This is a genomic window from Pseudomonas ekonensis (genome assembly GCF_019145435.1).
In the GTDB taxonomy this organism is placed as follows: Bacteria; Pseudomonadota; Gammaproteobacteria; order Pseudomonadales; family Pseudomonadaceae; genus Aquipseudomonas; species Aquipseudomonas ekonensis.
In genome coordinates, this window is record NZ_JAHSTS010000002.1 from 1,770,001 (window position 1) to 1,794,306 (window position 24,306).

The 24,306-nt window shown below is 66.2% G+C and carries 23 protein-coding genes and 1 pseudogene; 15 read left to right on the top strand and 9 right to left on the bottom strand.

Annotated elements, in window-relative coordinates:
- Positions 1-468: 468 nt before the first annotated feature.
- Complete coding sequence (locus KVG96_RS21135; RefSeq protein ID WP_085640943.1) at positions 469-1,962, bottom strand: CoA-acylating methylmalonate-semialdehyde dehydrogenase; 1,494 nt, start codon at positions 1,960-1,962, stop codon at positions 469-471.
- A gap of 75 nt (positions 1,963-2,037) precedes the next feature.
- The gene (gene aptA / locus KVG96_RS21140; protein WP_217893775.1) at positions 2,038-3,387 is read right to left on the bottom strand and encodes an omega-aminotransferase AptA; all 1,350 of its coding nucleotides are present in this window, start codon (positions 3,385-3,387) and stop codon (positions 2,038-2,040) included.
- A 138-nt stretch (positions 3,388-3,525) separates the two neighbouring features.
- Here aptA and KVG96_RS21145 point away from each other — a divergent pair, with 138 nt between their 5' ends.
- From KVG96_RS21145 to KVG96_RS21155, 3 genes are all read left to right on the top strand, one after another.
- Positions 3,526-4,446, top strand: coding sequence for a LysR family transcriptional regulator (locus KVG96_RS21145; RefSeq protein ID WP_217893776.1), 921 nt, complete (start codon positions 3,526-3,528; stop codon positions 4,444-4,446).
- Positions 4,447-4,580: 134 nt separating this feature from the next.
- Positions 4,581-5,231 carry a TetR/AcrR family transcriptional regulator gene (locus KVG96_RS21150; protein WP_217893777.1) on the top strand — a complete coding sequence of 217 codons (651 nt, stop codon included), beginning with the start codon at positions 4,581-4,583 and terminating at the stop codon, positions 5,229-5,231.
- 7 nt (positions 5,232-5,238) lie between these two features.
- Complete coding sequence (locus tag KVG96_RS21155) at positions 5,239-5,820, top strand: IMPACT family protein (protein ID WP_217893778.1); 582 nt, start codon at positions 5,239-5,241, stop codon at positions 5,818-5,820.
- A gap of 437 nt (positions 5,821-6,257) precedes the next feature.
- Here the strand turns inward: KVG96_RS21155 and KVG96_RS21160 are convergent, their stop codons facing one another.
- Entirely contained in the window at positions 6,258-6,707 is a 450-nt protein-coding gene (locus KVG96_RS21160) for a hypothetical protein (RefSeq protein WP_217893779.1), read from the bottom strand.
- Positions 6,708-6,790: 83 nt separating this feature from the next.
- On the opposite strand from KVG96_RS21160, the gene KVG96_RS21165 reads away from it, so the two are divergent.
- From KVG96_RS21165 to KVG96_RS21180, 4 genes are all read left to right on the top strand, one after another.
- Positions 6,791-7,147 (top strand): MerR family transcriptional regulator, encoded by a 357-nt coding sequence (locus tag KVG96_RS21165; protein WP_217893780.1) that lies wholly within the window; start codon positions 6,791-6,793, stop codon positions 7,145-7,147.
- Positions 7,148-7,166: 19 nt separating this feature from the next.
- Positions 7,167-7,850 carry an SDR family oxidoreductase gene (locus KVG96_RS21170; RefSeq protein ID WP_217893781.1) on the top strand — a complete coding sequence of 228 codons (684 nt, stop codon included), beginning with the start codon at positions 7,167-7,169 and terminating at the stop codon, positions 7,848-7,850.
- A 249-nt stretch (positions 7,851-8,099) separates the two neighbouring features.
- Positions 8,100-9,458, top strand: a complete 1,359-nt coding sequence (locus KVG96_RS21175; protein ID WP_217893782.1) for an 8-oxoguanine deaminase — start codon at positions 8,100-8,102, stop codon at positions 9,456-9,458.
- Between the two features lie 183 nt (positions 9,459-9,641).
- Entirely contained in the window at positions 9,642-10,595 is a 954-nt protein-coding gene (locus KVG96_RS21180) for an adenosine deaminase (RefSeq protein WP_217893783.1), read from the top strand.
- A gap of 24 nt (positions 10,596-10,619) precedes the next feature.
- Here KVG96_RS21180 and KVG96_RS21185 read toward each other — a convergent pair whose 3' ends face one another.
- Together KVG96_RS21185 and vimR are read right to left on the bottom strand one after the other, a co-directional pair.
- On the bottom strand, positions 10,620-11,351 hold the full coding sequence (locus tag KVG96_RS21185; RefSeq protein ID WP_085582610.1) for an ArsR/SmtB family transcription factor: 732 nt from the start codon (positions 11,349-11,351) through the stop codon (positions 10,620-10,622).
- A gap of 225 nt (positions 11,352-11,576) precedes the next feature.
- Positions 11,577-12,506 carry a transcription regulator VimR gene (gene vimR, locus KVG96_RS21190; protein WP_217893784.1) on the bottom strand — a complete coding sequence of 310 codons (930 nt, stop codon included), beginning with the start codon at positions 12,504-12,506 and terminating at the stop codon, positions 11,577-11,579.
- Positions 12,507-12,623: 117 nt separating this feature from the next.
- Here vimR and KVG96_RS21195 point away from each other — a divergent pair, with 117 nt between their 5' ends.
- The 3 genes from KVG96_RS21195 (at position 12,624) to KVG96_RS21205 (ending at position 14,269) form a co-directional block, all read left to right on the top strand.
- Complete coding sequence (locus tag KVG96_RS21195; RefSeq protein WP_085582959.1) at positions 12,624-12,917, top strand: putative quinol monooxygenase; 294 nt, start codon at positions 12,624-12,626, stop codon at positions 12,915-12,917.
- A gap of 27 nt (positions 12,918-12,944) precedes the next feature.
- Complete coding sequence (locus KVG96_RS21200; RefSeq protein ID WP_217893785.1) at positions 12,945-13,958, top strand: zinc-binding alcohol dehydrogenase family protein; 1,014 nt, start codon at positions 12,945-12,947, stop codon at positions 13,956-13,958.
- A 137-nt stretch (positions 13,959-14,095) separates the two neighbouring features.
- A complete protein-coding gene (locus tag KVG96_RS21205) occupies positions 14,096-14,269 on the top strand; it encodes a hypothetical protein (protein WP_170929978.1) in 174 nt (57 codons plus the stop codon).
- A 10-nt stretch (positions 14,270-14,279) separates the two neighbouring features.
- Here KVG96_RS21205 and KVG96_RS21210 read toward each other — a convergent pair whose 3' ends face one another.
- Positions 14,280-15,476, bottom strand: coding sequence for a multidrug effflux MFS transporter (locus KVG96_RS21210; RefSeq protein ID WP_217893786.1), 1,197 nt, complete (start codon positions 15,474-15,476; stop codon positions 14,280-14,282).
- 104 nt (positions 15,477-15,580) lie between these two features.
- Positions 15,581-15,778, bottom strand: a complete 198-nt coding sequence (locus KVG96_RS21215) for a heavy-metal-associated domain-containing protein (RefSeq protein ID WP_085582618.1) — start codon at positions 15,776-15,778, stop codon at positions 15,581-15,583.
- A gap of 150 nt (positions 15,779-15,928) precedes the next feature.
- On the opposite strand from KVG96_RS21215, the gene KVG96_RS21220 reads away from it, so the two are divergent.
- The 3 genes from KVG96_RS21220 to cueR all read left to right on the top strand — a co-directional run bounded on the left by KVG96_RS21220 (position 15,929) and on the right by cueR (position 19,311).
- Complete coding sequence (locus tag KVG96_RS21220; protein ID WP_217893787.1) at positions 15,929-16,312, top strand: hypothetical protein; 384 nt, start codon at positions 15,929-15,931, stop codon at positions 16,310-16,312.
- A 195-nt stretch (positions 16,313-16,507) separates the two neighbouring features.
- Positions 16,508-18,901 (top strand): heavy metal translocating P-type ATPase, encoded by a 2,394-nt coding sequence (locus KVG96_RS21225; RefSeq protein WP_217893788.1) that lies wholly within the window; start codon positions 16,508-16,510, stop codon positions 18,899-18,901.
- Positions 18,898-19,311 carry a Cu(I)-responsive transcriptional regulator gene (gene cueR / locus KVG96_RS21230; protein WP_217893789.1) on the top strand — a complete coding sequence of 138 codons (414 nt, stop codon included), beginning with the start codon at positions 18,898-18,900 and terminating at the stop codon, positions 19,309-19,311. The genes KVG96_RS21225 and cueR overlap by 4 nt, the downstream gene beginning before the upstream one ends.
- 138 nt (positions 19,312-19,449) lie before the next feature.
- Here the strand turns inward: cueR and KVG96_RS21235 are convergent, their stop codons facing one another.
- On the bottom strand, positions 19,450-20,346 hold the full coding sequence (locus KVG96_RS21235) for a PA4780 family RIO1-like protein kinase (protein WP_217893790.1): 897 nt from the start codon (positions 20,344-20,346) through the stop codon (positions 19,450-19,452).
- A gap of 567 nt (positions 20,347-20,913) precedes the next feature.
- On the opposite strand from KVG96_RS21235, the pseudogene KVG96_RS27860 reads away from it, so the two are divergent.
- Positions 20,914-21,846 (top strand): annotated as a pseudogene (locus tag KVG96_RS27860) (HAMP domain-containing protein); the annotation flags it as partial.
- 129 nt (positions 21,847-21,975) lie between these two features.
- The gene (locus KVG96_RS27865; RefSeq protein ID WP_371856110.1) at positions 21,976-22,704 is read left to right on the top strand and encodes a methyl-accepting chemotaxis protein; all 729 of its coding nucleotides are present in this window, start codon (positions 21,976-21,978) and stop codon (positions 22,702-22,704) included.
- A 143-nt stretch (positions 22,705-22,847) separates the two neighbouring features.
- Here the strand turns inward: KVG96_RS27865 and KVG96_RS21245 are convergent, their stop codons facing one another.
- A complete protein-coding gene (locus KVG96_RS21245) occupies positions 22,848-24,125 on the bottom strand; it encodes an acetyl-CoA C-acetyltransferase (protein ID WP_217893792.1) in 1,278 nt (425 codons plus the stop codon).
- Between the last annotated feature and the right edge of the window lie 181 nt (positions 24,126-24,306).

Here is a 24,306-nt window from a genome sequence, read left to right on the forward strand (position 1 = left end):
GAGCGGTTGGTCAAGTCTTTCGTCCCGACCGAGGCGCGCATTCTACAGCAGCCTCATTTGCTGTCAAGCGGTTATTTTCAGAAGTTTTCAAAATTTCTTTTTCAACTTCAACCACTTGCGCTTTCGATCTCTCGTCAGCGGGAGGCGAATTCTACAGCGTTGCACGCTGCTGTCAACACCTCTTTTCTCCGCTTTCGACCGGGAGGATCGAAACGCCGAAAGGGCCAAACAACGCCACCCTCCTCGACTCCCTCCGGGCTTCGCTGAACTGAAGCGATCCGCTGCCGAAAACTTCATAACTCATTGAATTTCAAGGAGTTTTCCGTTTCGACTGCGCCGGAAGTGGGGCGAATTATAGAGAACTGAAATCTGCCGTCAACACCTTTTTCATATTTCTGTCATATCGATCAAAACACCCCAAAAACAAGAAGGCCGACCTCTTCGAGGTCGGCCTTCTTTTCCCTCTATTTACAAGCTAGGGAACGCGAACTGCGAGGCTTCATGGCTCGAACGCTGCGGCCAGCGCTGGGTGATCGCCTTGCGCCGGGTGTAGAAGCGCACGCCATCCGGGCCGTAGGCGTGCAGGTCGCCGAACAGCGAACGTTTCCAGCCGCCGAAGCTGTGGTAGGCCACCGGCACCGGCAGCGGCACGTTGACGCCGACCATGCCGACTTCGATCTCGTCGCAGAACAGCCGCGCCGCTTCCCCGTCGCGGGTGAAGATGCAGGTGCCGTTGCCGTATTCGTGGTCGTTGATCAGTTGCATGGCTTCTTCCAGGCTGTTCACCCGAACGATGCACAGCACCGGCCCGAAGATCTCTTCTTTATAGATGCGCATCTCGGGAGTGACGTTGTCGAACAGGCAGCCACCCAGGAAGAAGCCTTCTTCGTGCCCCGGTACGCTCAGGCCGCGACCGTCGACCACCAGGGTCGCCCCTGCCGCAACGCCGTCATCGACATAACCGCTGACCTTGTCGCGGGCCTGGCCGGTCACCAGCGGCCCCATGTCCAGGCCGCAGGAAGTGCCGGCGCCGATCTTCAGCGCCTTGATCTGCGGCACCAGTTTGGCCACCAGGGCATCCGCCACCTGGTCGCCGACGCACACTGCCACCGAAATCGCCATGCAGCGCTCGCCGCACGAACCGTAGGCCGCGCCCATCAGTGCGCTGACCGCATTGTCCAGGTCCGCGTCCGGCATCAGCACCGCGTGGTTCTTCGCCCCGCCCAGGGCCTGCACGCGCTTGCCGCGCTTGGTGCCTTCGGCATAGATGTATTCGGCGATGGGGGTCGAACCCACGAAGCTCAGCGCCTTGACTTCCGGCGCCTCAATCAGTGCATCCACCGCTGCTTTGTCGCCGTGCACGACGCTCAGCACGCCCTTGGGCAGGCCGGCTTCCAGCAGCAGTTGGGCGATCAGCAGGGTCGAGCTCGGGTCACGCTCGGACGGTTTGAGGATAAAGCAGTTGCCGCAGACGATGGCCAGCGGGTACATCCACAGCGGCACCATGGCCGGGAAGTTGAACGGCGTGATGCCGGCCACCACGCCCAGCGGCTGGAAATCTGACCAGGCGTCGATGTTCGGGCCGACGTTACGGCTGTACTCGCCTTTGAGGATTTCCGGGGCGGCGCAGGCGAACTCGACGTTCTCGATGCCGCGCTTGAGCTCGCCCACGGCGTCTTCCAGGGTCTTGCCGTGCTCTTCGCTGATCAGTTGGGCGATGCGCGACTCGTTCTGCTCCAGCAGTTGCTTGAAGCGGAACATGACCTGGGCGCGTTTGGCCGGCGGCGTGTTGCGCCAGGCCGGGAAGGCGGCTTTGGCCGCGTCGATGGCGTGCTGGATGGTTTCGCGGCTGGCCAGCGGCAGCTTGTGGATCGCCTGGCCGGTAGACGGGTTGAACACATCGACCGCGCGACCGTTCTCGGTCACCAGTTCGCCATTGATCAAATGCGGGATAACGCTCATCGGGAACTCCTGAATTTGTCCACAGGCACCCGTGACCGGGTGCCTGCCGTTTGTAGGTCTATATAGAGGGAAGAATCAGTCGAGCTTGTTCAGCACGTCGCCGACCGCGTCGAACAGACGGTCGAGGTCTTGCGGCTTGCTGTTGAAGGTTGGGCCGAACTGCAGGGTGTCGCCGCCGAAGCGCACGTAGAACCCGGCTTTCCACAGCGCCATGCCGGCCTCGAACGGACGCACGATGGCGTCGCCGTCGCGGGCGGCGATCTGGATCGCGCCGGCCAGGCCATAGTTGCGGATGTCGATGACGTTCTTCGAACCCTTCAGGCCGTGCAGGGCGTTCTCGAAGTGCGGCGCGACGTCGGCCACGCTCTGCACCAGGTTTTCCTTCTGCAGCAGGTCGAGGGCCGCAATGCCGGCGGCACAGGCCACCGGGTGCGCCGAGTAGGTGTAGCCGTGGGGGAATTCCACCGCGTATTCCGGGGTCGGCTGGTTCATGAAGGTCTGGTAGATCTCGGAGCTGGCGATCACCGCGCCCATCGGGATGGCGCCGTTGGTGACTTGCTTGGCGATGCACATCAGGTCCGGGGTCACGCCGAACGTGGTGGCGCCGAACATGGTGCCGGTACGGCCGAAACCGGTGATCACTTCGTCGAACACCAACAGGATGCCGTGCTGGTCGCAGATCTCGCGCAGGCGCTTGAGGTAACCCTGCGGCGGCACCAGCACGCCGGCGGAACCGGCCAGCGGCTCAACGAAGACCGCCGCGATGTTCGAAGCATCGTGCAGCTCGATCAGTTTCAGCAGCTCATCGGCCAGGGCGATGCCGCCCTGCTCCGGCATGCCGCGGGAGAAGGCATTGCTCGCCAGCAGGGTGTGCGGCAAGTGGTCGACGTCCATCATCGCCTGACCGAACAGTTTGCGGTTGCCGTTGACGCCGCCCAGGCTGGTGCCGGCGATGTTCACGCCGTGGTAGCCACGGGCGCGGCCGATCATTTTGGTCTTGGTCGGCTGGCCTTTCAGGCGCCAGTAGGCACGCACCATTTTCACCGCGGTGTCGGCGCACTCGGAGCCGGAGTCTGTGAAGAACACGTGGTTCAGGTTGCCCGGGGTCAGCGCGGTGATCTTCTCCGCCAACTGGAACGACAGCGGGTGGCCGTACTGGAAGCCAGGCGAATAGTCGAGGGTGCCCAACTGCTTGGCGACCGCCTCCTGGATTTCCTTGCGGGTGTGCCCGGCGCCGCAGGTCCACAGGCCGGACAGCGAGTCGTACACCTTGCGGCCCTTGTCGTCGATCAGCCAGCTGCCCTCGGCGCCGACGATCAGGCGCGGATCGCGCTGAAAGTTGCGGTTCGCGGTGTACGGCATCCAGTGCGCGTCCAGCTTCAGTTGGCTGGCCAGTGGCGACGACGCGTTTTCAGGCATGTTCATGGGCAAAACCTCGCAGGGCGATAAGCGGCAGGGAGATGAAAGTCGTTGTTGCAGCTACGTTGCCACGCCGATAAAGTCGGTGAAATTCAACTTTTCTAACTTTCAGTTAGAACACCGCTAAACATTGAGCCTTTGAACATGAGCAGCCGCCGCCCCGATCCGCTGGCCCAGGTCAGCGACTTTGACATCCGCCTGCTGCGCATCTTCCGCAGCGTGGTCGAGTCCGGCGGGTTCTCCGCGGCGGAGACCGTGCTCGGCATCGGCCGCTCGGCGATCAGCCAGCAGATGAGCGACCTTGAGCAGCGCCTCGGCCTGCGTCTGTGCCAACGCGGGCGCGCCGGGTTCTCCCTGACCGAAGAAGGCCGGGAGGTCTATCAGTCGGCGCTGCAACTGTTGAGCGCGCTGGAAACCTTCCGCACCGAGGTCAACGGCCTGCACCAGCACTTGCGCGGTGAGCTGATCATCGGTCTGACCGACAACCTCGTCACCCTGCCCCACATGCGCATCACCCATGCCTTGGCGCAATTGAAGGAGCGCGGGCCGGACGTGCAGATCCAGATCCGCATGATTGCCCCCAACGAAGTCGAGCAAGGCGTGCTCGACGGCCGCCTGCACGTCGGCGTGGTGCCCCAGGCCAGCGCGCTGTCGGGGCTGGAGTACCAGCCGCTGTACAGCGAACGCTCGCTGCTCTATTGCGCGGTCGGTCATCCGCTGTTCTATGTGGACGACAGGCAACTGGACGACGAACGCCTCAACAGCCAGGACGCCATCGCCCCGACCTTCCGCCTGCCGGCAGAGATCCAGGCGCACTATCAGGCGCTCAACTGCACCGCCAGCGCTTCGGACCGCGAGGGCATGGCGTTCCTGATCCTCACCGGGCGCTACATCGGCTACCTGCCGGATCACTACGCCAGCCTCTGGGTGCAGCAGGGTCGCCTACGGGCGCTCAAGGCGGGCAGCCGCTTCTATGACCTGAGCCTGGCCTCGGTCACACGCAAGGGGCGGCGCCCGCATCTGGTGCTTGAGAGCTTTCTCGACAGCCTGGCGGCCACGCGCTGAAACCCGTGCGCCCCGGCGCCATCGCCAGCAGGCTGGCGACTACAGGGGTTTTATCGCATCAGCTCTTGTCTGGGCGGTGCGGGTGCGCTATCAACGCCACTGGTTGCCCCAACAAAACCGAACCGGAAGCGCCTATGACCCTTGAAGTCCCAGCCCATGGCGGCAAGCCCGCCAGCCGCATTCGTCAGAAGAACGAAGAGACCATCATCAAAGCCGCCGAAGACGAGTTCGCCCGTCACGGGTACAAAGGCACCAGCATGAACACCATCGCCACCAAGGCCGGATTGCCCAAGGCGAACCTGCATTACTACTTCACCAACAAGCTGGGGCTGTACGTGGCGGTGCTGAGCAACATCCTCCAGCTGTGGGACAGCACCTTCAACACCCTCACCGCCGACGACGACCCGGCCGAAGCGCTGACCCGCTACATCCGCGCCAAGATGGAATTCTCCCGGCGCCAGCCGCAGGCCTCGCGGATCTTCGCCATGGAAGTGATCAGCGGCGGCGAATGCCTGACCGAGTATTTCAACCAGGACTACCGCGCCTGGTTCCAGGGCCGGGCGGCGGTGTTCCAGGCCTGGATCGACGCCGGCAAGATGGATCCGGTGGATCCGGTGCACCTGATCTTCCTGCTGTGGGGCAGCACCCAGCATTACGCCGACTTCGCCACGCAGATCTGCCGGGTCACCGGCCGCAGCAAACTGACCAAACAGGACATGGAAGACGCCGGCGACCACCTCATCCGCATCATCCTCAAAGGTTGCGGCCTCACTCCTTCTTTATAAGACGCTTATGCCATTCACCCTCAGCGGCCTTTGCGAATACCGCGAAGAGATTCGCAAAAGCCGTTTCATCACCTTCGCCGCACCGATCGACAGCCCCGCCGACGCGCAGGCGTTCATCGAACGGCACAGCGACCTGAACGCCTCGCACAATTGCTGGGCCTGGAAACTCGGCGACCAGTACCGCAGCAACGACGACGGCGAACCGGGCGGCACCGCCGGCCGGCCGATCCTGGCGGCCATCGAGGCCCAGGACTGCGACCGGGTCGCGGTGCTGGTGATCCGCTGGTACGGCGGCATTCAGCTAGGCACCGGCGGTCTGGCCCGGGCCTACGGCGGCGGGGCCAACAAGTGCCTGCAGGCGGCGGCGAAAACCGAGCTGGTCAGCCGCGTGCCGCTGCGCTGCGCCTGCGCCTTCGGCGAACTGGCCTTGGTGAAACTGCGGGTGGCGGAATCGGGCGGATGGGTGACGGAAGAACACTTCACCGCCAACGGGGTCGATCTGAATCTCGCCGTCGGGCCGGCGCAGATCGAGGCACTGCAAACGCAACTGGCCGATTTGAGCCGCGGGCGGATCGTGCTCCAGCGCTGAGCCCTATCGAGGCGTCGCGCACCCTGACCGCTTATTCCGTACAGTTGCCCACATCGGCTGTGGGCCCGCCTGTGGATAACCTGAGCACATCCCGCTGTAACCCTTCTGTCATGGGGCTTTGCGGGATTTGTTCACTTTTCGCCCACTTTGCCGCTCGAAAAACAAATTCCACACTAAAACAATCAGTTAGCTCGGTTTATCACCTTTGGAAGAAAGCCGGGCGGCGCTTATGCCCGACGTTTGCGCTTGCGCACAAATACTGTGGAGCAACCTGTGGATAAGCCGTTCATGGCTGGCGCAGCCGCCGATTCCGCAAGGTTCACACTGGCTTGATCATTTTTTGATCAAGCCGCGAAGCGCAAAACCTGTGCCGGATCAATGGCCTCGGCGCCAAGTGGCGTTGGCTTATGCAGCCTTCTGCGGTCGAACGCTCTGCCTCACTGGCCGCCGGCCCCTGCCGCAGCGTGGCGCTGACCGGATGGCCAGGAAACAGCTTTATCCACAGGCAACACCTGGGCGATGCCCCACGCCAGCTCAAACAGCAAGAACCCCAGCAGCAACGCGCTGGCGCCGTTAACCCAGGCGTAGGCCTGCCAGGTCGCGAAGGGGAACCTCGCCACCGCGTCGTACCGCCCGTACATCGGTTGCGGATCGCGGATCCGCAGCACCGCCCACACGCAAACCAGCGAGCCCAACAGGTTCGCCATCAGCAAGTGCTCCGGCGCAAACGCCGGCAGTTCTCCGGGCAGACCCAGCGCCCGACCCAGCACCGCCAAACCCTCATGCGCCAGGGCAAAACTCCACGGCGTGGCAAACGCCGCCGTCACGATCAGGTCATACCAGGCACTGCCGCGCACCAGGCGGCGATACTGCGTTGAAGTCCACATCGTCCATGCTCCGAAAATTGAGGGAGCACTCACGCTAAAGCCTGGAGTATGCTCCAGGGTCAAACACTGTCGGGACGTCTCAGATGCGCATCGGTGAGTTAGCCCAGGCCAGCGCCGTCAGCCGCGACACCCTGCGCTTCTACGAGCAGCGCGGGCTGATCGCCGCACTGCGCACGGCCAACGGCTACCGCGACTATCCGCCGGAGACGGTGCAACTGGTGCTCTACATCAAGACCGCCCAGCGCCTAGGGTTCACCCTCAACGAAATCGGCGGCAGCGTCGCCGCGCTGTGGCAGGCGCCCGACCCGGACAACGCCGTCGCGCAACTGCTGCGCGACAAGCTGCAACTGATCGAAACCCGCATCGACGAACTGGGCGCCCTGCGCGCCGAGCTGCAGCAGCGGCTCGGCCAGGCGTGCCCGCTTAACCCACGAGCCTGAACATTCAAGGAAGCCCTTCATGTCCGCAAAAACCGCACTGATCATCGGCGCCTCCCGAGGCCTGGGCCTGGGCCTGGTGAAAACCCTGCTGGCCGACGGCTGGCAAGTCACCGCGACCGTCCGCGATCCGCAGAAGGCCCAGGCGCTGCAAGCGCTGGGCAAGGTGCGCATCGAGAAACTCGACATGGACGACCAGCAAGCCGTGATCGCCCTCAGCCAGCAGCTCAAGGGCGAGACCTTCGACCTGCTGTTCGTCAACGCCGGGGTCAAGGGTCCCGAGGTGCAGACGCCCGGCGGCGCGACGCTGGCGGAAGTGGGCCAGCTGTTCTTCACCAACGCCGTGGCGCCGATCAACCTGGCCCAGCGCTTCGTCGGGCAGATCCGCGACGGCAGCGGCGTGCTGGCGTTCATGAGTTCGGTGCTGGGCAGCGTGACCATGCCCGACGCGCCGGAACTGGCCCTCTACAAGGCCAGCAAGGCAGCGCTCAACTCGATGACCAACAGCTTCGTCACCCAGTTGGCCGAGCAGAAGCTCACCGTGCTGTCGCTGCATCCGGGCTGGGTGAAGACCGACATGGGCGGCGAAGGCGCCGACATCGACGTGGACACCAGCACCCGTGGCCTGGTGGATCAGGTGGACGCGTTCGCCGGCAAGGGCGGCCATCATTTCGTCAACTACAAGGGCGAGACCATTCCTTGGTGATCCCCTGCCCGCGATAGCGGCCTTGCAGGCGCATTCCTGTCGAATGTGCCGCCGTCTTCGCGGGCAAGCCCGCTCCCACGGGGTTCTGCAGTCACCGCATTGGCGGCAGCTGTCCGGTCGGATCCGGCTTGCCCGCGACACGGTTTTGCCCGACACTGCGCACCTCGCCCCCGTGGCGACCCTGGATCAGCAGACAGGGCAACACTGAGCTGGCAACCCTGAACCCCACTTTCAGAGGAGCCGGCCACCATGCCTGCGACCCGTATCTGGCTACAAAATCCCCTCGCGATCTTCACCGCCAACCACCTCGACGCCCGTGGCGGCCTGGTGCTGCAGGACGGCCTGATCGCCGAAACGCTCGCCGCCGGCCAGCGACCGTCCGCGCCGTGCGATCAAGTGTTCGACGCCCGTGAGCACGTCATCCTACCGGGCCTGATCAACACCCATCACCACTTCTACCAGACCCTGACCCGCGCCTGGGCGCCGGTGGTCAACCAACCGCTGTTCCCGTGGCTGAAGACCCTGTACCCGGTGTGGGCGCGCCTGACGCCGGAGAAGCTCGCCCTGGCCACCAAGGTCGCCCTGGCCGAACTGCTGCTGTCGGGCTGCACCACTGCCGCCGATCACCATTACCTGTTCCCGGACGGCCTGGAGAACGCTATCGACGTGCAGGTGCAGAGCGTCCGCGAGCTGGGCATGCGGGCGATGCTCACCCGGGGCTCGATGAGCCTGGGCGAGAAGGACGGCGGCCTGCCGCCGCAGCAGACCGTGCAGGAAGGCCAGGTGATCCTCGATGACAGCCAGCGCCTGATCCGCGAGTACCACGAGCGCGGCAACGGTGCGCAGATCCAGATCGCCCTGGCGCCGTGCTCGCCGTTTTCGGTGACCCCGCAAATCATGTCGGCCAGCGCCGAGCTCGCCGACTCGCTCGACGTGCGCCTGCATACCCACCTGGCCGAAACCCTCGACGAAGAAGACTTCTGCCTGCAACGGTTCGGCCTGCGCACCGTGGACTACCTGGACAGCGTCGGCTGGCTCGGCCCGCGCACCTGGCTGGCCCACGGCATCCACTTCAACCCGGACGAAATCGCCCGCCTCGGCGCCGCCGGCACCGGCATCTGCCATTGCCCGAGCTCCAACATGCGCCTGGCGTCCGGCATCTGCCCGAGCATCGAACTGACCGACGCCGGCGCACCGCTGGGCCTGGGCGTGGACGGTTCGGCGTCCAACGACGCATCGAACATGATCCTCGAAGCGCGTCAGGCCCTGTACATCCAGCGCCTGCGCTACGGCGCCGAAAAGATCACCCCGGAACGGGTGCTGGGCTGGGCGACCAAAGGCTCGGCGAGCCTGTTGGGGCGCACCGACATCGGCGAGCTGGCGGTGGGCAAGCAGGCCGACCTGGCGCTGTTCAAGCTCGATGAGCTGAGGTTCTCCGGCAGCCACGACCCGGTGTCGGCGCTGCTGCTGTGCGGCGCTGACCGGGCCGACCGGGTGATGGTGGGCGGCCAGTGGCGGGTCATCGACGGCCAGGTCGAAGGGCTGGACCTCAAGGGCCTGATCGCCGACCACAGCCAGGCGGCCCGGCAACTGATCGCCGGCGCCTGATCCGGGGGCATCCAGGGCGGGGGCTCTTGCTCCTGCCCTCGGCTGCCTTGATTGGCGCCCCGCCAGCAGGCTGACTGCCACCGTTTTACCCAAGCCGCACGATGATCGCCCGGTCAGGTTTTGCCATCTGTTGCGGCGCACATCTGTAGAATGCCCGCCATCCGCACCTGATGAGAAAAGACCATGTACGACTGGCTGAACGCCCTGCCCAAGGCCGAGCTGCACCTGCACCTCGAAGGCTCGCTGGAGCCCGAGCTGCTGTTCGCCCTGGCCGAACGCAACAAGATCGCCCTGCCGTGGAGCGACGTCGACACCCTGCGCAAGGCCTATGCCTTCAACAACCTGCAGGAATTCCTCGACCTGTACTACCAGGGCGCCGACGTGCTGCGCACCTCCCAGGACTTCTATGACCTGACCTGGGCCTACCTGCTGCGCTGCAAGGCACAGAACGTGATCCACACCGAACCGTTCTTCGACCCGCAGACCCACACCGACCGGGGCATCCCGTTCGAGACTGTGCTCAACGGCATCGCCGCCGCCCTGAAGGACGGCGAGCAGCAACTGGGCATCACCAGCGGCCTGATCCTGAGCTTCCTGCGCCACCTGAGCGAAGACGAAGCGCAGAAGACCCTCGACCAGGCGCTGCCGTTTCGCGATGCGTTCGTGGCCGTGGGCCTGGACAGCTCCGAGATGGGCCATCCGCCGAGCAAGTTCCGGCGGGTGTTCGACCGAGCCCGCAGCGAAGGCTTCCTGACCGTCGCCCACGCCGGCGAAGAAGGTCCGCCGGAGTACATCTGGGAAGCCATCGACCTGCTGAAGATCCAGCGCATCGACCACGGCGTGCGCGCCATCGAAGACGAGCGCCTGATGCAGCGGGTCATCGACGAGCAGATCCCGCTGACCGTGTGCCCGCTGTCGAACACCAAACTGTGCGTGTTCGACCACATGTCCCAGCACAACATCCTCGACATGCTCGAGCGCGGCGTGAAGGTGACGGTCAACTCGGACGACCCGGCGTACTTCGGCGGTTACGTCACCGAGAACTTCCACGCGCTGCACACCCACCTGGGCATGACCCAGGACCAGGCCAAACGCCTGGCGCAGAACAGCCTGGACGCGCGGTTGGTGAAACCCTGACGCCTGACCTGCGGGAACCCATCGCTACGCCATCTCCAGCTCCGGCTCGCGGACAAAACGATGGATTTCCCGCTGCCCCGCCGCCGTCAGCTGCAGCGCCCGGGACTCGTTGAGCAGCATCAGCCAGCCCGACTGCATGAACAGCTGGAGCAAGGCCGCGCCAAGCGAGCCGCCCATGTGCGGGCGGCGTTCGCTCCAGTCGGGACACGCGCAGGCCACCTGCACGTTGCGATGGGCCAGGGCCTGGATGAACACGCCCCGGGCCGCCAGTTGCGTGGCCCCCTTGTGGGTGACCGCGACCCGCTGCTCGAGCTGCTCGATCCAGCCGGCATCGAGCAGGCTCTGGTACAGGTCGGCGGCCAGCGTGCCGCCCAGGTGGTCATCGCAGAAGCGCGCGCGCAGCAGCGGCGACGGGGCCGGTCGCGGCCGCAGGATCGGAGCGGTGCGGGTGAGCGCTGGCGGAATGTCCCGGGGGGCGCTGGCGATCGAAGCGCTGGCCAGTGCCTCGATCGCGGCCCCGACCTCCGGCGCCGCCAGGCGGAAAAAGCGCTTGCGCCCACGGTTCTCGACCTTCAACAGACCACCGGAGGACAACCGCGTCAGGTGCGCGCTGGCCGAAGACGGCGACAGCCCTGCCAGCAGGGCCAGTTCCTCGGTCTGCCGGGCCGAACCGTCCATCAGCGCCCACATCATCGCGCTGCGCTTGGGATCGGCCAGCAACGCGGCGATCTGGCTGATGCAAGGTGCATGTTCCATGTATTCACTCCCTGTTGAATCGATTCGACTACTGCCCGCGGGCATCTTGACCGGTCAAGGACCGACGGCCAAGGCGCGCCGGCCGCCGTGCAGCGGACCGCTCGCGCAAACGTCCGGACAGGCACGAGGCGAGCGTTAGTATAAGCGCGATGGTCGCCGCGTCCCGCGCCGGGACGGGCTGGAGTGGTGATTGATCCTGAGGGAAATTTCTCTATTTGCCTGCGACTAATGATCAATCGTGCGCAAAGCGGGAAACCGGCTACCCACTTCCGCGCATCGGCTGGCGAGCATCACCCGTAAAAGGTTCACCGGCTTACTCAACTGAGCGCGATGGGCGCACAGCAGATTCAGCGGAGCCCGCTCGCACAGCAGCTCAGGCAGCAGCACCCGCAGGCGTCCGGCCTCGACATCCGCCGCCACATCCAGCCAGGACTTGTAGGCGATGCCCGCCCCCGCCACTGCCCACAAGCGCACCACGTCGGCATCGTCGCTGAAGCGGTCGCCGCTGACGGTCAGCCCGACCTCGCGCTTGCCGTCGTGAAAGGTCCAGTGGTCGTGGGCCCGGCCGCCGAGCATGTACAACAGGCAATTGTGCTGCGCCAGTTGCTCCAGATGGCGCGGCTCCCCGCACCGCTTCAGGTAGGCCGGCGCGGCGCACAGCACGCGGCGGTTGTCGGCGGCGACGGGCAGCGCCACCAGGCTGGAGTCTTCCGGCTCGCCGTAGCGCAGGGCGATGTCCACCGGTTGCCGGAACAGGTCGGCGATGCGGTCGCCCAGCAACAGGCGCACGGTGAGCCTGGGGTGTTCGCGCTGGAACTCGTCGAGCCACGGCAGCAGCAGGTTGCGGCCGAAGTCCGAGGGCGCGGACAACTGCAAGACACCGCTGACCTGATCCTGCCCGCTGGCCAGCAAACGCCGGCCCTCATCCAGACTCCCCAGCGCCGCCCGGGCGTATTCGAGAAACCCTTCGCCCTCGGCGGTCAGGCGCAGGCTGCGGGTGGAGCGCGCCAGCAGACGAGCGCCCAACTGTCGCTCGATGCGCTTGAGCGCCGCGCTGGCCACCGCGGCGGACATGTCCATCACCCGGGCCGCCGCCGACAGGCTGCCCAGGTCCGCCGCCCGCACAAACAGCTGCAAGTCATCGAAACGCAGCATCATGACCTCGATTATCAATAAAACATTGAAAGAGACTGTTCTTTTAGCCGGTTTTATCGCGCACCGAAATAGCCAATGATCCACCCCATCGAAAACATCACGCTTGCGGAGCCGAACATGTCCCAGCCCTTCACCGCCATCGCCACCCTGATCGCCAAACCCGGCCGGCAAGAGGCCCTCGAACAGCACCTGCGCGCCCTCATCGCACCGACCCGCGCCGAGGCCGGCTGCAGCCAGTACGACCTGCACCAGGACCTCGCCAACCCGCTGGCCTTCTACATGATCGAACGCTGGGCCAGCGACGAAGCCCTCCAGGCCCACGATGCCAGCGCCCACATCCAGCATTTCCGGGCGCAGGCCGGTGAGTTCCTCGAACACTTCGAACTCAAGCGCCTGCGCGCCATCGCCTGATCCCCTGCCCTTTTCACGGAGCCCCTCATGAAAGCCATCGCCTATTACGCGTCCCTGCCGATCAGCGACGAGAAATCCCTGCAAGACATCGAACTGCCGGAACCGGTCCCCGGCCCCCGCGACCTGCTGGTGGAAGTCAAGGCCATCTCGGTCAACCCGGTGGACACCAAGGTCCGCCAGAACGTGGCGCCGGAAGGCGGCGCGGCGAAAGTGCTGGGCTGGGACGTGGCCGGCACGGTCAAGGCGGTCGGCAGCGAAGTGACCCTGTTCAAGGCCGGCGACAAGGTGTTCTACGCCGGATCCATCGCCCGGGCCGGGGCCAACAGCGAGCTGCATGTGGTGGATGAGCGGATCGTCGGCCACATGCCCAAGTCCCTGGGGTTCGCCGAAGCCGCCGCCCTGCCGCTGACGGCCATCACCGCCTGGGAACTGCTGTTCGAACGCCTGCGGATCCGCGAAGGCGCGCAAGACGAAGGCCAGAGCCTGCTGATCGTCGGCGCGGCCGGCGGCGTCGGTTCGATCCTGACCCAATTGGCCAGCCGCCTGACCGGCCTGACGGTGATCGGCACCGCCTCCCGCCCGCAGACCCGCGACTGGGTGAGCGCACTGGGCGCCGACCACGTGATCGACCACAGCCAGCCGCTGAGCGAAGCACTCAAGCGCGCCGGCATCGACCACGTGACCCATGTCGCCAGCCTGACCCAGACCGACCAGCATCTGGACCAACTGGTCGAGGCCCTGGCGCCGCAAGGCAAACTGGCGCTGATCGACGACCCCAAGGCGCTGGACGTGACCAAGCTCAAGCGCAAGAGCCTGTCGCTGCACTGGGAGTTCATGTACACCCGTTCGCTGTTCGAGACCGCCGACATGCTCGAACAGCACAAGCTGCTCAACCGGGTGGCCGGTCTGATTGACGACGGCACCCTGAAGACCACGGTCGGCGAGCACTTCGGCCGCATCACCGCCGCCAACCTGCGCCGCGCCCACACCCTGCTGGAAAGCGGCAAGGCCAAGGGCAAGATCGTGCTGGAAGGCTTCTGATCCGGACGGACACCGGTGCCGTCCGACGGCGGGCGGCACCGTCAGTCCGAGAGTTGACCCTTGTCACAAATGCGATCGCATTCGGGTCTACAATCGAAACCTCTGCGATGCAATCTTTTACGTACGGGAGGTCAGCAATGAAGATCCTGATAAAAGAAGTGGCAAAGTCCCAGTGGCAAGTCCGTCTTGACCAGCACGCCGTGACATTCCGCAGCGAGGCCGAAGCCTTGGCCTTTACCCGCACCCTCGAAGCGCGCCTTCACGCGCCCCACCGGATCCCCGACCCCGGCCAGCAACGCGCCGCCGGCTGAAGCCTGCGCCTCAGGCCGCGGCCTGCGCCAGCGCACGGGCATTCTGCAAGCGACGGGTGAACACCGCCGCGCTCACCACCAGCAGTCCGCACAGGCTGATGACCATGGCCATCGGCATCGCGCTGCCGTCGTGCAGCACGCCGACCAACGCCGCCGCACCGGACGCGACGCTGAATTGCAGGAAACCGAGCATCGCCGACGCGCTGCCCGCCCGGGCGCCCTGGCCGTTCATCGCACAGGCCGATGCATTCGGCAGGATGCAGCCGAGGCTGGCGATGCAGATGAACAGCGGAATCAGCAGCGGCCACAGCGCAGCGGTATGCAGCGCGCTGACCGCCAGCAGCGTCAGCCCCGCCGCCAGGTACACCCAGACCGCGCGCGCCAGCAGGAACGCCGGGCCACGCTTGGCCAACAGCCGCGCATTGACCTGCGCCACCAAAATGAACCCCGCAGCGTTGGCGCCGAAGAACCAGCCGAAATGCTCGGCCGGGACGCCGTAGAGTTTGATCAGCACGAACGGTGAGCCGGCGATGTAGGAAAACATCCCGGCGATGGCGATGCCGCCGGTCAAGGCGTGGCCGAGATAGATCGGATCCTTGATCAGCCGTCCGTACTGACGCAGCGCGCCGGACAGCGGCTGACGCGGCACATGGGCCGGCAGACTCTCCGGCAGGCCCAGCGCCACCGCCAGCCCCGCCAGCGCGCTGAAGCCGGTCAGCGCCAAGAAGATCGACTGCCACCCCGTGGTGTTGACCAACAGGCCGCCGAGCATCGGCGCCAGGATCGGCGCCAGCCCCATCACCAGCATCAATTGCGAAAAGACCTTGGCCGCCCCCACCGCGTCGCACTTGTCGCTGACCACCGCCCGGGAAATCACCATCCCCGCGCAACCGCCGAGCGCCTGCACGAACCGCGCGCCGATCAGCCATTCCAGGCTCGGCGCATAGGCGCACGCCAGGGAGGCGACGGTGAACAGGCCGATGCCGGTGAGCAGCGGCATGCGCCGGCCGAAACGGTCGGCCACCGGGCCGTACAGCAACTGGCCGAAGGACAGCCCGAGGAAATACGCCGCCAACGTCAGCTGAACGTGTTTCTCATCGGTGCCGAACGCTTGCGCCATGGACGGGAAGGCCGGCAGATAGAAGTCGATCGCCAGCGGGCCGAAGGCGCTCAAGGCACCGAGAATCAGAATTGTACGCAGGTTCATCAGGCATCCAGGTCGGGCTAGGTGTCGGGCATGGGACAAGCCCGACAGTCTAGCCGCGCCGGGACGCCTCGGACAGTCCGGTAGCTCGCTATCTATCGAACCGGTCAGGCGACCTTGACGGCGTAGCCTTCCTCGCTGATGGCGGCGATCACCTGTTCGGCGCTCAGCGCGCTTTCGACGCCGACTTCCCTGGCCGCCAGATCGACCCGCACGCTGGCGGCGGGATCCTTGCTCTGCACCGCCTGGGTGATGGCCCGGACGCAGTGACCGCAGGACATGCCTTCTACCGTGAACACTTGCATGGAACGACTCCTTTTCGAGTGAGGTTGCCGGCAGTCTCAGGCTTGCCACCATGGCAAGGTCAAGTTCTGCGAACAACTGCCGGGCTGGCAATCGACGCTTCAGTCGGCCAAGCTGCGTACATCAATGACTCGATTTCAGGAGATTCAGCCATGCGCTGGTCAGTTTTCAGCCTGTTTGGCTTCCTCAGTCTCTTTGCCGCGATCCCTTCGGCGCACGCCGCCGCCGAGGATTACGGGGTGCTGATCATTTCCCGCGAGCGCCTGGAAGTGTCGACCTCCTGCGAGATCGGCATCTACATCCAGGATCAACTGTCGGCGCGGCTGTTCCAGGAACAGAGCACCTCGTTCAACCTGCCGCCGGGCACCGTGTCGCTGCGCCTGAAACTGCTGCCGGGGCAAATGCCGGGCTGCAATCCGGGCATGCTGGCGCCGGGCTCCCAGGAGATCACGCTCAAGGCCGGCGACGTGCAGAAATACCGGATCGCCATGACCCGCGCCGGCATGTACCTCAAGCGCACCGGCCTGGGCTACTGAGGCTCAGTTCCTGCTTTGCGGCCAGCAGGCTGGCTCCCACGAGTGCTCTGCGCGATCCCCTGTAGGAGCCAGCCTGCTGGCGATAGGGCCCCCAAGGGCACCGCAGCCCCCTGCGACAACCTGGCGATTGGCGCTTGACCTTGCCCGCATGGCAAGGTTGATCCTTGTAGGCATCCACTACAGGGAGTACGACCGATGTCCGAATCAACCACCTTCGACCTGCCCATCGCGGGCATGACCTGCGCCAGCTGCGCCGGCCGGGTCGAGCGGGCCTTGAGCAAGGTCAGCGGCGCCAGCGCCGTGAGCGTCAACCTCGCCACCGAGCAGGCCCGCGTGCAGGCGCCGGGCGACAGCCTGCCGGCGCTGATCGATGCCGTGGCGCACGCCGGCTACAGCGTGCCGCAGCAGACGCTGGAGCTGAGCATCGAGGGCATGACCTGCGCCTCCTGCGTCGGCCGGGTCGAACGCGCGTTGGGCAAGGTCGCGGGGGTGAAGCGCGTCAGCGTCAACCTCGCCAACGAACGGGCCCACCTGGAGCTGCTCGGCGCCGTCGACCCGCAGAGCCTGATCGCCGCCGTGAGCAAGGCTGGCTATTCGGCCAGCGTCTTCGAGCTTGAGCATCCCCCCGCCGACACCCAACAACAACGCCTGAACCATGAGCGCTGGGCGCTGTTCTGCGCCATCGCCCTGGCCTTGCCGCTGGTGCTGCCGATGCTGCTGCAACCGTTCGGCGTGCACTGGATGCTGCCGGCCTGGGCGCAGTTCGCCCTCGCCACCCCGGTGCAGTTCATCTTCGGTGCGCGGTTCTACAAGGCGGCCTGGAAAGCCGTGCGTGCCGGGGCCGGCAACATGGACTTGCTGGTGGCCCTGGGCACCAGCGCCGGTTACGGCCTGAGCGTGTACGAATGGGCCACCGCCGCCGGGCGCATGCCGCACCTGTACTTCGAGGCGTCGGCGGTGGTCATCGCCCTGGTGCTGCTGGGCAAATACCTGGAAAGCCGCGCCAAGCGCCAGACCGCCAGCGCCATCCGCGCGCTGGAGGCGCTGCGGCCCGAGCGTGCCGTCCAGGTCGTCGACGGCCGCGAGCAGGAGGTGGCCATCAGCACCCTGCGCCTCGACGACATCGTGCTGGTCAAACCCGGCGAGCGTTTCCCGGTGGACGGCGAAGTGCTCGAAGGCCAGAGCCATGCCGACGAAGCGCTGATCAGCGGCGAAAGCCTGCCGGTGCCCAAACGGCCGGGGGACACGGTCACCGGCGGCGCCATCAACGGCGAGGGCCGCTTGCTGGTGCGCACCACCGCCCTCGGCGCCGAAAGCGTGCTGGCCCGCATCATCCGCCTGGTGGAGGACGCCCAGGCGGCCAAGGCGCCGATCCAGAAACTGGTGGACAAGGTCAGCCAGGTGTTCGTGCCCGCCGTGCTGGTGCTGGCGCTGGCCACGCTGGTCGGCTGGTGGCTGTACGGCGCACCGCTGGAGACCGCGCTGATCAACGCCGTCGCCGTACTGGTGATCGCCTGCCCGTGCGCCCTCGGCCTGGCCACGCCCACCGCGATCATGGCCGGCACCGGCGTGGCGGCGCGCCACGGGATCCTGATCAAGGACGCCGAGGCGCTGGAGCGGGCCCATGAGGTCAACGCCGTGGTCTTCGACAAGACCGGCACCCTGACCTCCGGCACACCGCGCATCGCCCATTTCAGCGCACTGGACGGTGACGAAGACACCTTGCTCAAACAGGCCGGCGCCCTGCAGCGCGGCAGCGAACACCCGTTGGCCAAAGCCGTGCTGGACACCTGCGCCGAACGCCGGCTGAACGTGCCGGACGTCAGCGACAGCCAGTCCCTGACCGGCCGCGGCATCGCCGGCCACCTCGACGGACGGCGCCTGGCCCTGGGCAACCGCCGCCTGCTGGAGGAAAGCGGGCTGGGCGCCGGCACGCTGGCCGACGCCGCCAGCGCCTGGGAGGCCGAAGGCCGCACCCTGTCGTGGCTGATCGAGCAAGGCCCCGAACCCCGTGTGCTCGGCCTGTTCGCCTTCGGCGACACCCTCAAGCCCGGCGCCCTGCCCGCCGTGCAGCGCTTGGCCGCAGAAGGCATCCACAGCCACCTGCTGACCGGCGACAACCGCGGCAGCGCCCGGGCGGTCGCCGAGGCGTTGGGCATCGAGAGCGTGCACGCCGAAGTGCTGCCGGCGGACAAGGCCGCCACGGTCGCCGAGCTGAAGAAGTCCGGCGTGGTCGCGATGGTCGGCGACGGCATCAACGACGCCCCGGCCCTGGCCGCCGCCGACATCGGCATCGCCATGGGCGGCGGCACCGACGTGGCCATGCACGCGGCCGGCATCACCCTGATGCGCGGCGATCCGCGCCTGGTGCCGGCGGCCCTGCAGATCAGCCGCAAGACCTACGCCAAGATCCGCCAGAACCTGTTCTGGGCCTTCGTCTACAACCTGATCGGCATCCCGCTGGCGGCGTTCGGCCTGCTCAACCCGGTGCTGGCCGGCGCGGCGATGGCGCTGTCCAGCGTCAGCGTGGTGAGCAATGCGCTACTGTTGAAGACCTGGCAACCCGAGGATCCGGAGGACAACCGATGAACATCGGCCAAGCGGCCCGCCACAGCGGCCTGAGCGCGAAGATGATCCGCTACTACGAGTCGATCGGCCTGCTCCAGGCGGCCCACCGCACCGACAGCGGCTATCGGGTCTACGGCGACGGCGACCTGCACACCCTGGCGTTCATCAAGCGCTCGCGCGACCTGGGCTTCTCGCTGGAGGAAGTCGGCAAGCTGCTGACCCTATGGCAAGACCGCCAGCGCGCCAGCGCCGACGTCAAAGCCCTGGCCCGCCAGCACATCGACGAGCTGAACCAGAAGATCCGCGAACTGGGCGAACTGCGCGACACCCTGCAGGATCTGGTGGAGCACTGCCACGGCGACCACCGCCCGGATTGCCCGATCCTCAAGGAACTGGCCTCCGGGTGTTGCGCGCAGCCGGCCCGCGCCTGAGGCCCGTCGCCAGCGGGCCGGGGCTCCCGCATTGGCATCGTGATCCACACATATCCCTGTAGGAGCCAGCCTGCTGGCGATGGCTTCAACCCGGCAGGCACAAAAAACCCGGCCGAAGCCGGGTCTCGGGTCACGCGGTCACTGCATCCATGGCGGCGTCGGCGGCTCGTCGGACTTGCCCGGCGGGGCGTCCTCCGCTTCGCGCATGGCCCGGCGGCGTTCCTCGTCGCGGCGCGCCGCTTCGATCTCGCGCATCACGCCGCCGACGTCCGCCAGCTCTTCGGAGTCGGCGAACTCACCGGTCAGCACGCTGCCCGGATGCAAGGTGCCGGCCTCGTAGAGCGCCCACATTTCCTTGGCGTAGCGGGTCTTCTTCAGCTCCGGGGCGAACCGGCCGAAGTACGACGCCATGTTGCCGACGTCCCGCTCCAGCATGCTGAAGGCGTGGTTGTTGCCCGCCGCGTCCACCGCCTGCGGCAGGTCGATGATGACCGGCCCGGTCGGCGCCAGCAGCACGTTGAACTCCGACAGGTCGCCGTGCACCAGGCCGGCACACAGCATCAGCACGATCTGCGAGATCAGGAACGCGTGGTACTCGCGGGCCTGGTCCGGCTCCAGCACCACATCGTTGAGCCGCGGGGCCGCGTCGCCGTGCTCGTCGGCCACCAGCTCCATCAGCAGCACGCCCTCCAGGAAGTCGTACGGCTTGGGCACCCGCACCCCGGCGTTGGCCAGGCGGAACAGCGCCGCGACCTCGGCGTTCTGCCAGGCGTCCTCGGCCTCCTTGCGCCCGAACTTCGAGCCCTTGGCCATCGCCCGGGCCTGTCGGCTGTTGCGCACCTTGCGGCCTTCCTGGTACTCGGCCGCCTGACGGAAACTGCGTTTGTTCGCCTCCTTGTAGACCTTGGCGCAACGTAACTGATTGCCGCAGCGCACCACATAAACAGCTGCTTCTTTGCCGCTCATGAGCGGGCGCAGCACTTCGTCGACCAGACCGTCCTCGATCAGGGGTTCAATGCGTTTTGGAGTCTTCATCAGCTTTTATTGTGGGTCCTTTATAACCAAACACGCGAATGTCACTCGTTATACGGCAATCCTCGCGTCACGGGGAGGGGTTGCCGACCTGTGAACCGGCAGATGCACACACTGTGCCGAACCGTGGCGAATCATAGCCGAGCCTGCCCGGGCCGTTGGCCCCCGAACCTGAAGGCAATTGCGACAGAATCTGACACGGAAAACCACCGTGCGAAGGATTTTTCCGCGCAGCCCTCAACTTCCCTCCGCACCAGCCGAAGTCATCAGAGACAGAGGATTTTGTCCGACAATCGTTCCCCAAAAAAGAACGACGCCGCCCCGAAGGATCCGGACGCTGCACAACGTTTTTCGGCTGCCAATAACCGCGAGTCATCTGCACTGCGTGGGCTAACAAGAAAATCTGGAGCGCGGATGAACATCAAACAGAAGTTGACCTGGGCGTTTGCGATCATCGCCTGCTTGCCGGTGGTGCTGGTCGCCACCCTGGTGGTACTGAACCTGCGCAGCGATGCCCGGGACGAATTCGTCGACGGCAGCGGACGCGAGATCCGTCAGGTCAGCAACGCCATGCAGCTGTTCTTCGACGGCATCAGCCAGAACGTCGACTACCTGGCGACGCAACCGCTGATCAAGAACACCGACGACAGCCTCAAGACCTACATGAGCGCCAACGCCGAGAGCGTCCCCCAGGGCGAGATGGACAAAAAGGTGTTCGCCTTCCTGCAGGACCTGGGCAACAGCCACCCGGCCTACGCCTACGCCATCGTCGGCACGGCGGCCGGCGGCTACGTGTCGTGGCCCGACGACCCGAAACTGAGCAACTACGACCCGCGCCAGCGCCCCTGGTACAAGGCCGCCCAGGCCAAGCCGGGCAAGCCCCTGCGCACCGCCGCCTACTACTGGGCGCAGGACGACGCGACCTACGTCAGCACCGTGCGCACCATCGACAACAAGCTGGGCGCCAACGGCGGCGTGGTCAGCATCGACGTGACGCTCAAGCAGCTCACCGAGATCGTCAAGCAGATCAAGCTCGGCGAGTCCGGCTACCTGATGCTGCTGGAGAACAGCGGCACGGTGCTGGTGGATCCGAAGCGCCCGGAACACAACTTCAAGGCCCTCGACAGCCTCGGCGACGGCTACGCGCAACTGGCCAAGGCCGGCAAGGGGCTGGTGGAAGTCGAGCTGGACGGCGAACGCTACATGGCCAACGTCTGGCCGTCGGAGCAACTGGGCTGGACGTTCGTCGGCCTGATCAAGCGCAGCGACGTGATGAGCTCCGCGACCCAGCTGACCTGGCTGATCGCAATCATCGCCGCCGTGCTGGCGGTGGTGTTCGCGGTGGTCGGCGCCAGTTTCGCCAGCCTGATCGTGCGGCCGATCCGCAGCGTGGCCAGCGGCCTGGAAGGCATCGCCCAGGGCGAAGGCGACCTGACCAAGAACCTCGACATCCGCGGCAGCGACGAAACCGCGCAACTGGCCAACTGGTTCAACCAGTTCCTCACCGCGATCCGCAGCCTGATCCAGCACATCGGCGGCGCGGCGGGGAAAATCCTCGCCACCTCGCAGAGCTCCACCCGGGTCTCCGGCGACATGGCCGAAGCCGCCGGGCGCCAGCGCGAAGCGGTGGACATGGTCTCCACGGCGTTCCACGAAATGGTCGCCACCGCCAACGAAGTGGCCCGCTCGTGCAGTCAGGCCGCCGAGTCCGCCGACAGCGGCCAGCGCCAGGCGCGCCATGGCCAGCAGCAGATCGACGCGGCGGTGAACAGCGTCGACCAGCTGAGCCAGGAACTGGAGCAGTCGGCCCAGTCGATGCAGCAACTGGAGCGCGACAGCAACGACATCCAGTCGATCCTCGGCACCATCCGCTCCATCGCCGAACAGACCAACCTGCTGGCGCTCAACGCCGCCATCGAGGCGGCCCGGGCCGGCGAGCAGGGCCGCGGCTTCGCCGTGGTGGCCGACGAGGTGCGGGCGCTGGCCAAGCGCACGGCGGACTCGACGGCGGAAATCGACGGACTGCTGGGCAACCTCGCCCGCCGCACCAGCGAGGTCACCCAGCAGATGCGCGCCAGCCTCGACGTGTCGCAGCAGTCGGTGGCGCGCATCGGCGAAGCGCGGGAAAGCTTCGGCCAGATCCGCGAATCGGTGGACGTGATCCGCGACATGAACACCCAGATCGCCACGGCCGCCGAAGAGCAGCACCAGGTGGCCGAAGACATCAACCGTCACATCAGCCAGATCCACGGCGATGCGCAACTGGTGGCGGAACTGGCGAACTCGGCGCGGCTGGATTCCCAGAGCCTGGCAGGGCTGTCGAACGAGCTGGACGGGTTGGTCAGGCGCTTCCGTACCTGACGTTTCCTGCGGCGCCTTTACCGGCGCCATCGCCAGCAAGCTGGCTCCCACAGGGTTTCGGGGTGAATGCAACACCTGCGGTCACCGCAAGCCCCTTGTGGGAGCCAGCCTGCTGGCGATGGCGGCCGAGAGGCCGCCGACCCTCAGCGTTCGAGGATGGCGGTGACGCCCTGCCCGCCCGCCGCACAGATCGAGATCAGACCGCGCCCCTGGCCCGCCGCGTCCAGCAGCTTGGCCAGGTTGGCCACGATCCGCCCGCCGGTCGCGGCGAACGGATGCCCGGCCGCCAGCGAACTGCCCTTGACGTTCAGCCGGCTGCGGTCGAGGGCGCCCAGCGGCGCGTCGAGGCCCAGGCGGGTCTTGCAGTAGTCCGCGTCTTCCCAGGCCTTCAAGGTACACAGCACCTGCGCGGCGAACGCCTCGTGGATTTCGTAATAGTCGAAGTCCTGCAACGTCAGGCCGTTGCGCGCCAGCAGGCGCGGCACCGCATAGACCGGCGCCATCAGCAGCCCTTCGGCGCCGTTGACGAAATCCACCGCCGCCGCTTCGCCGTCCCGCAGGTACGCCAGCACCGGCAGCCCCCGCGCCTGGGCCCACTCCTCGCTGCCGAGCAGCACCACCGAGGCGCCATCGGTCAGCGGCGTGGAGTTGCCGGCGGTCAGCGTGCCCTTGGCGCTTTTCTCGAAGGCGGGCTTCAAGGTCGCGAGTTTTTCCAGGGTCAGGTCCGGGCGCAGGTTGTTGTCGCGGGTGAGGCCCAGGAACGGCGTCGTCAGATCGTTGTGCCAGCCTTCGCCGTAGGACGCCGCCAGCTTGCGGTGGCTGTCCAGCGCCAGCAGGTCCTGGTCTTCGCGGGAGATGTTCCAGGTCTGCGCCATCAGCTCGCAGTGCTGGCCCATCGACAGGCCGGTGCGCGGCTCGCCGTTGCGCGGAAACTCCGGGATCAAGTGCCGGGGACGCAATTGCAGAAAAGTCTTGAGCTTGTCGCCCGTGGTCTTGGCCCGGTTGGCCTGCAGCAGGATCTTGCGCAGGCCTTCGCTGACGCTGACGGGGGCGTCCGATGTGGTGTCGACGCCACCGGCCACGCCGCAGTCGATCTGGCCGAGAGCGATCTTGTTGGCCACCAGCAGCGCCGCCTCAAGGCCGGTGCCGCAGGCCTGCTGGATGTCGTAGGCGGGCGTGGCCGGCGACAGCCGCGAGCCGAGCACGCATTCGCGGGTCAGGTTCATGTCCCGCGACAGCTTCAGCACCGCCCCCGCCGCCACTTCGCCCAGGCGCAGGCCGTGCAGGCCGTAGCGTTCGATCAGGCCTTCGAGCGCGGCGGTGAGCATCGCCTGATTGCTGGCGGTGGCGTAGGGCCCGTTGGAGCGGGCGAACGGTATCCGGTTGCCGCCGATGATCGCGACGCGGCGCAGCTGAGTCATGAAAAGCTCCTTGTTGGATTGCAAACCTAAGCAGTTCCTGGGGCATGGCTGTCTTGATCCAAACCCTGCGACGCCAGGTCCGCCGCCATCGCCAGCAGGCTGGCTCCCACAGGGGTTTGAGGTGAAGGCAGAACTCACGGTCACTGCAGAGCCATGTGGGAGCCAGCCTGCTGGCGATAGC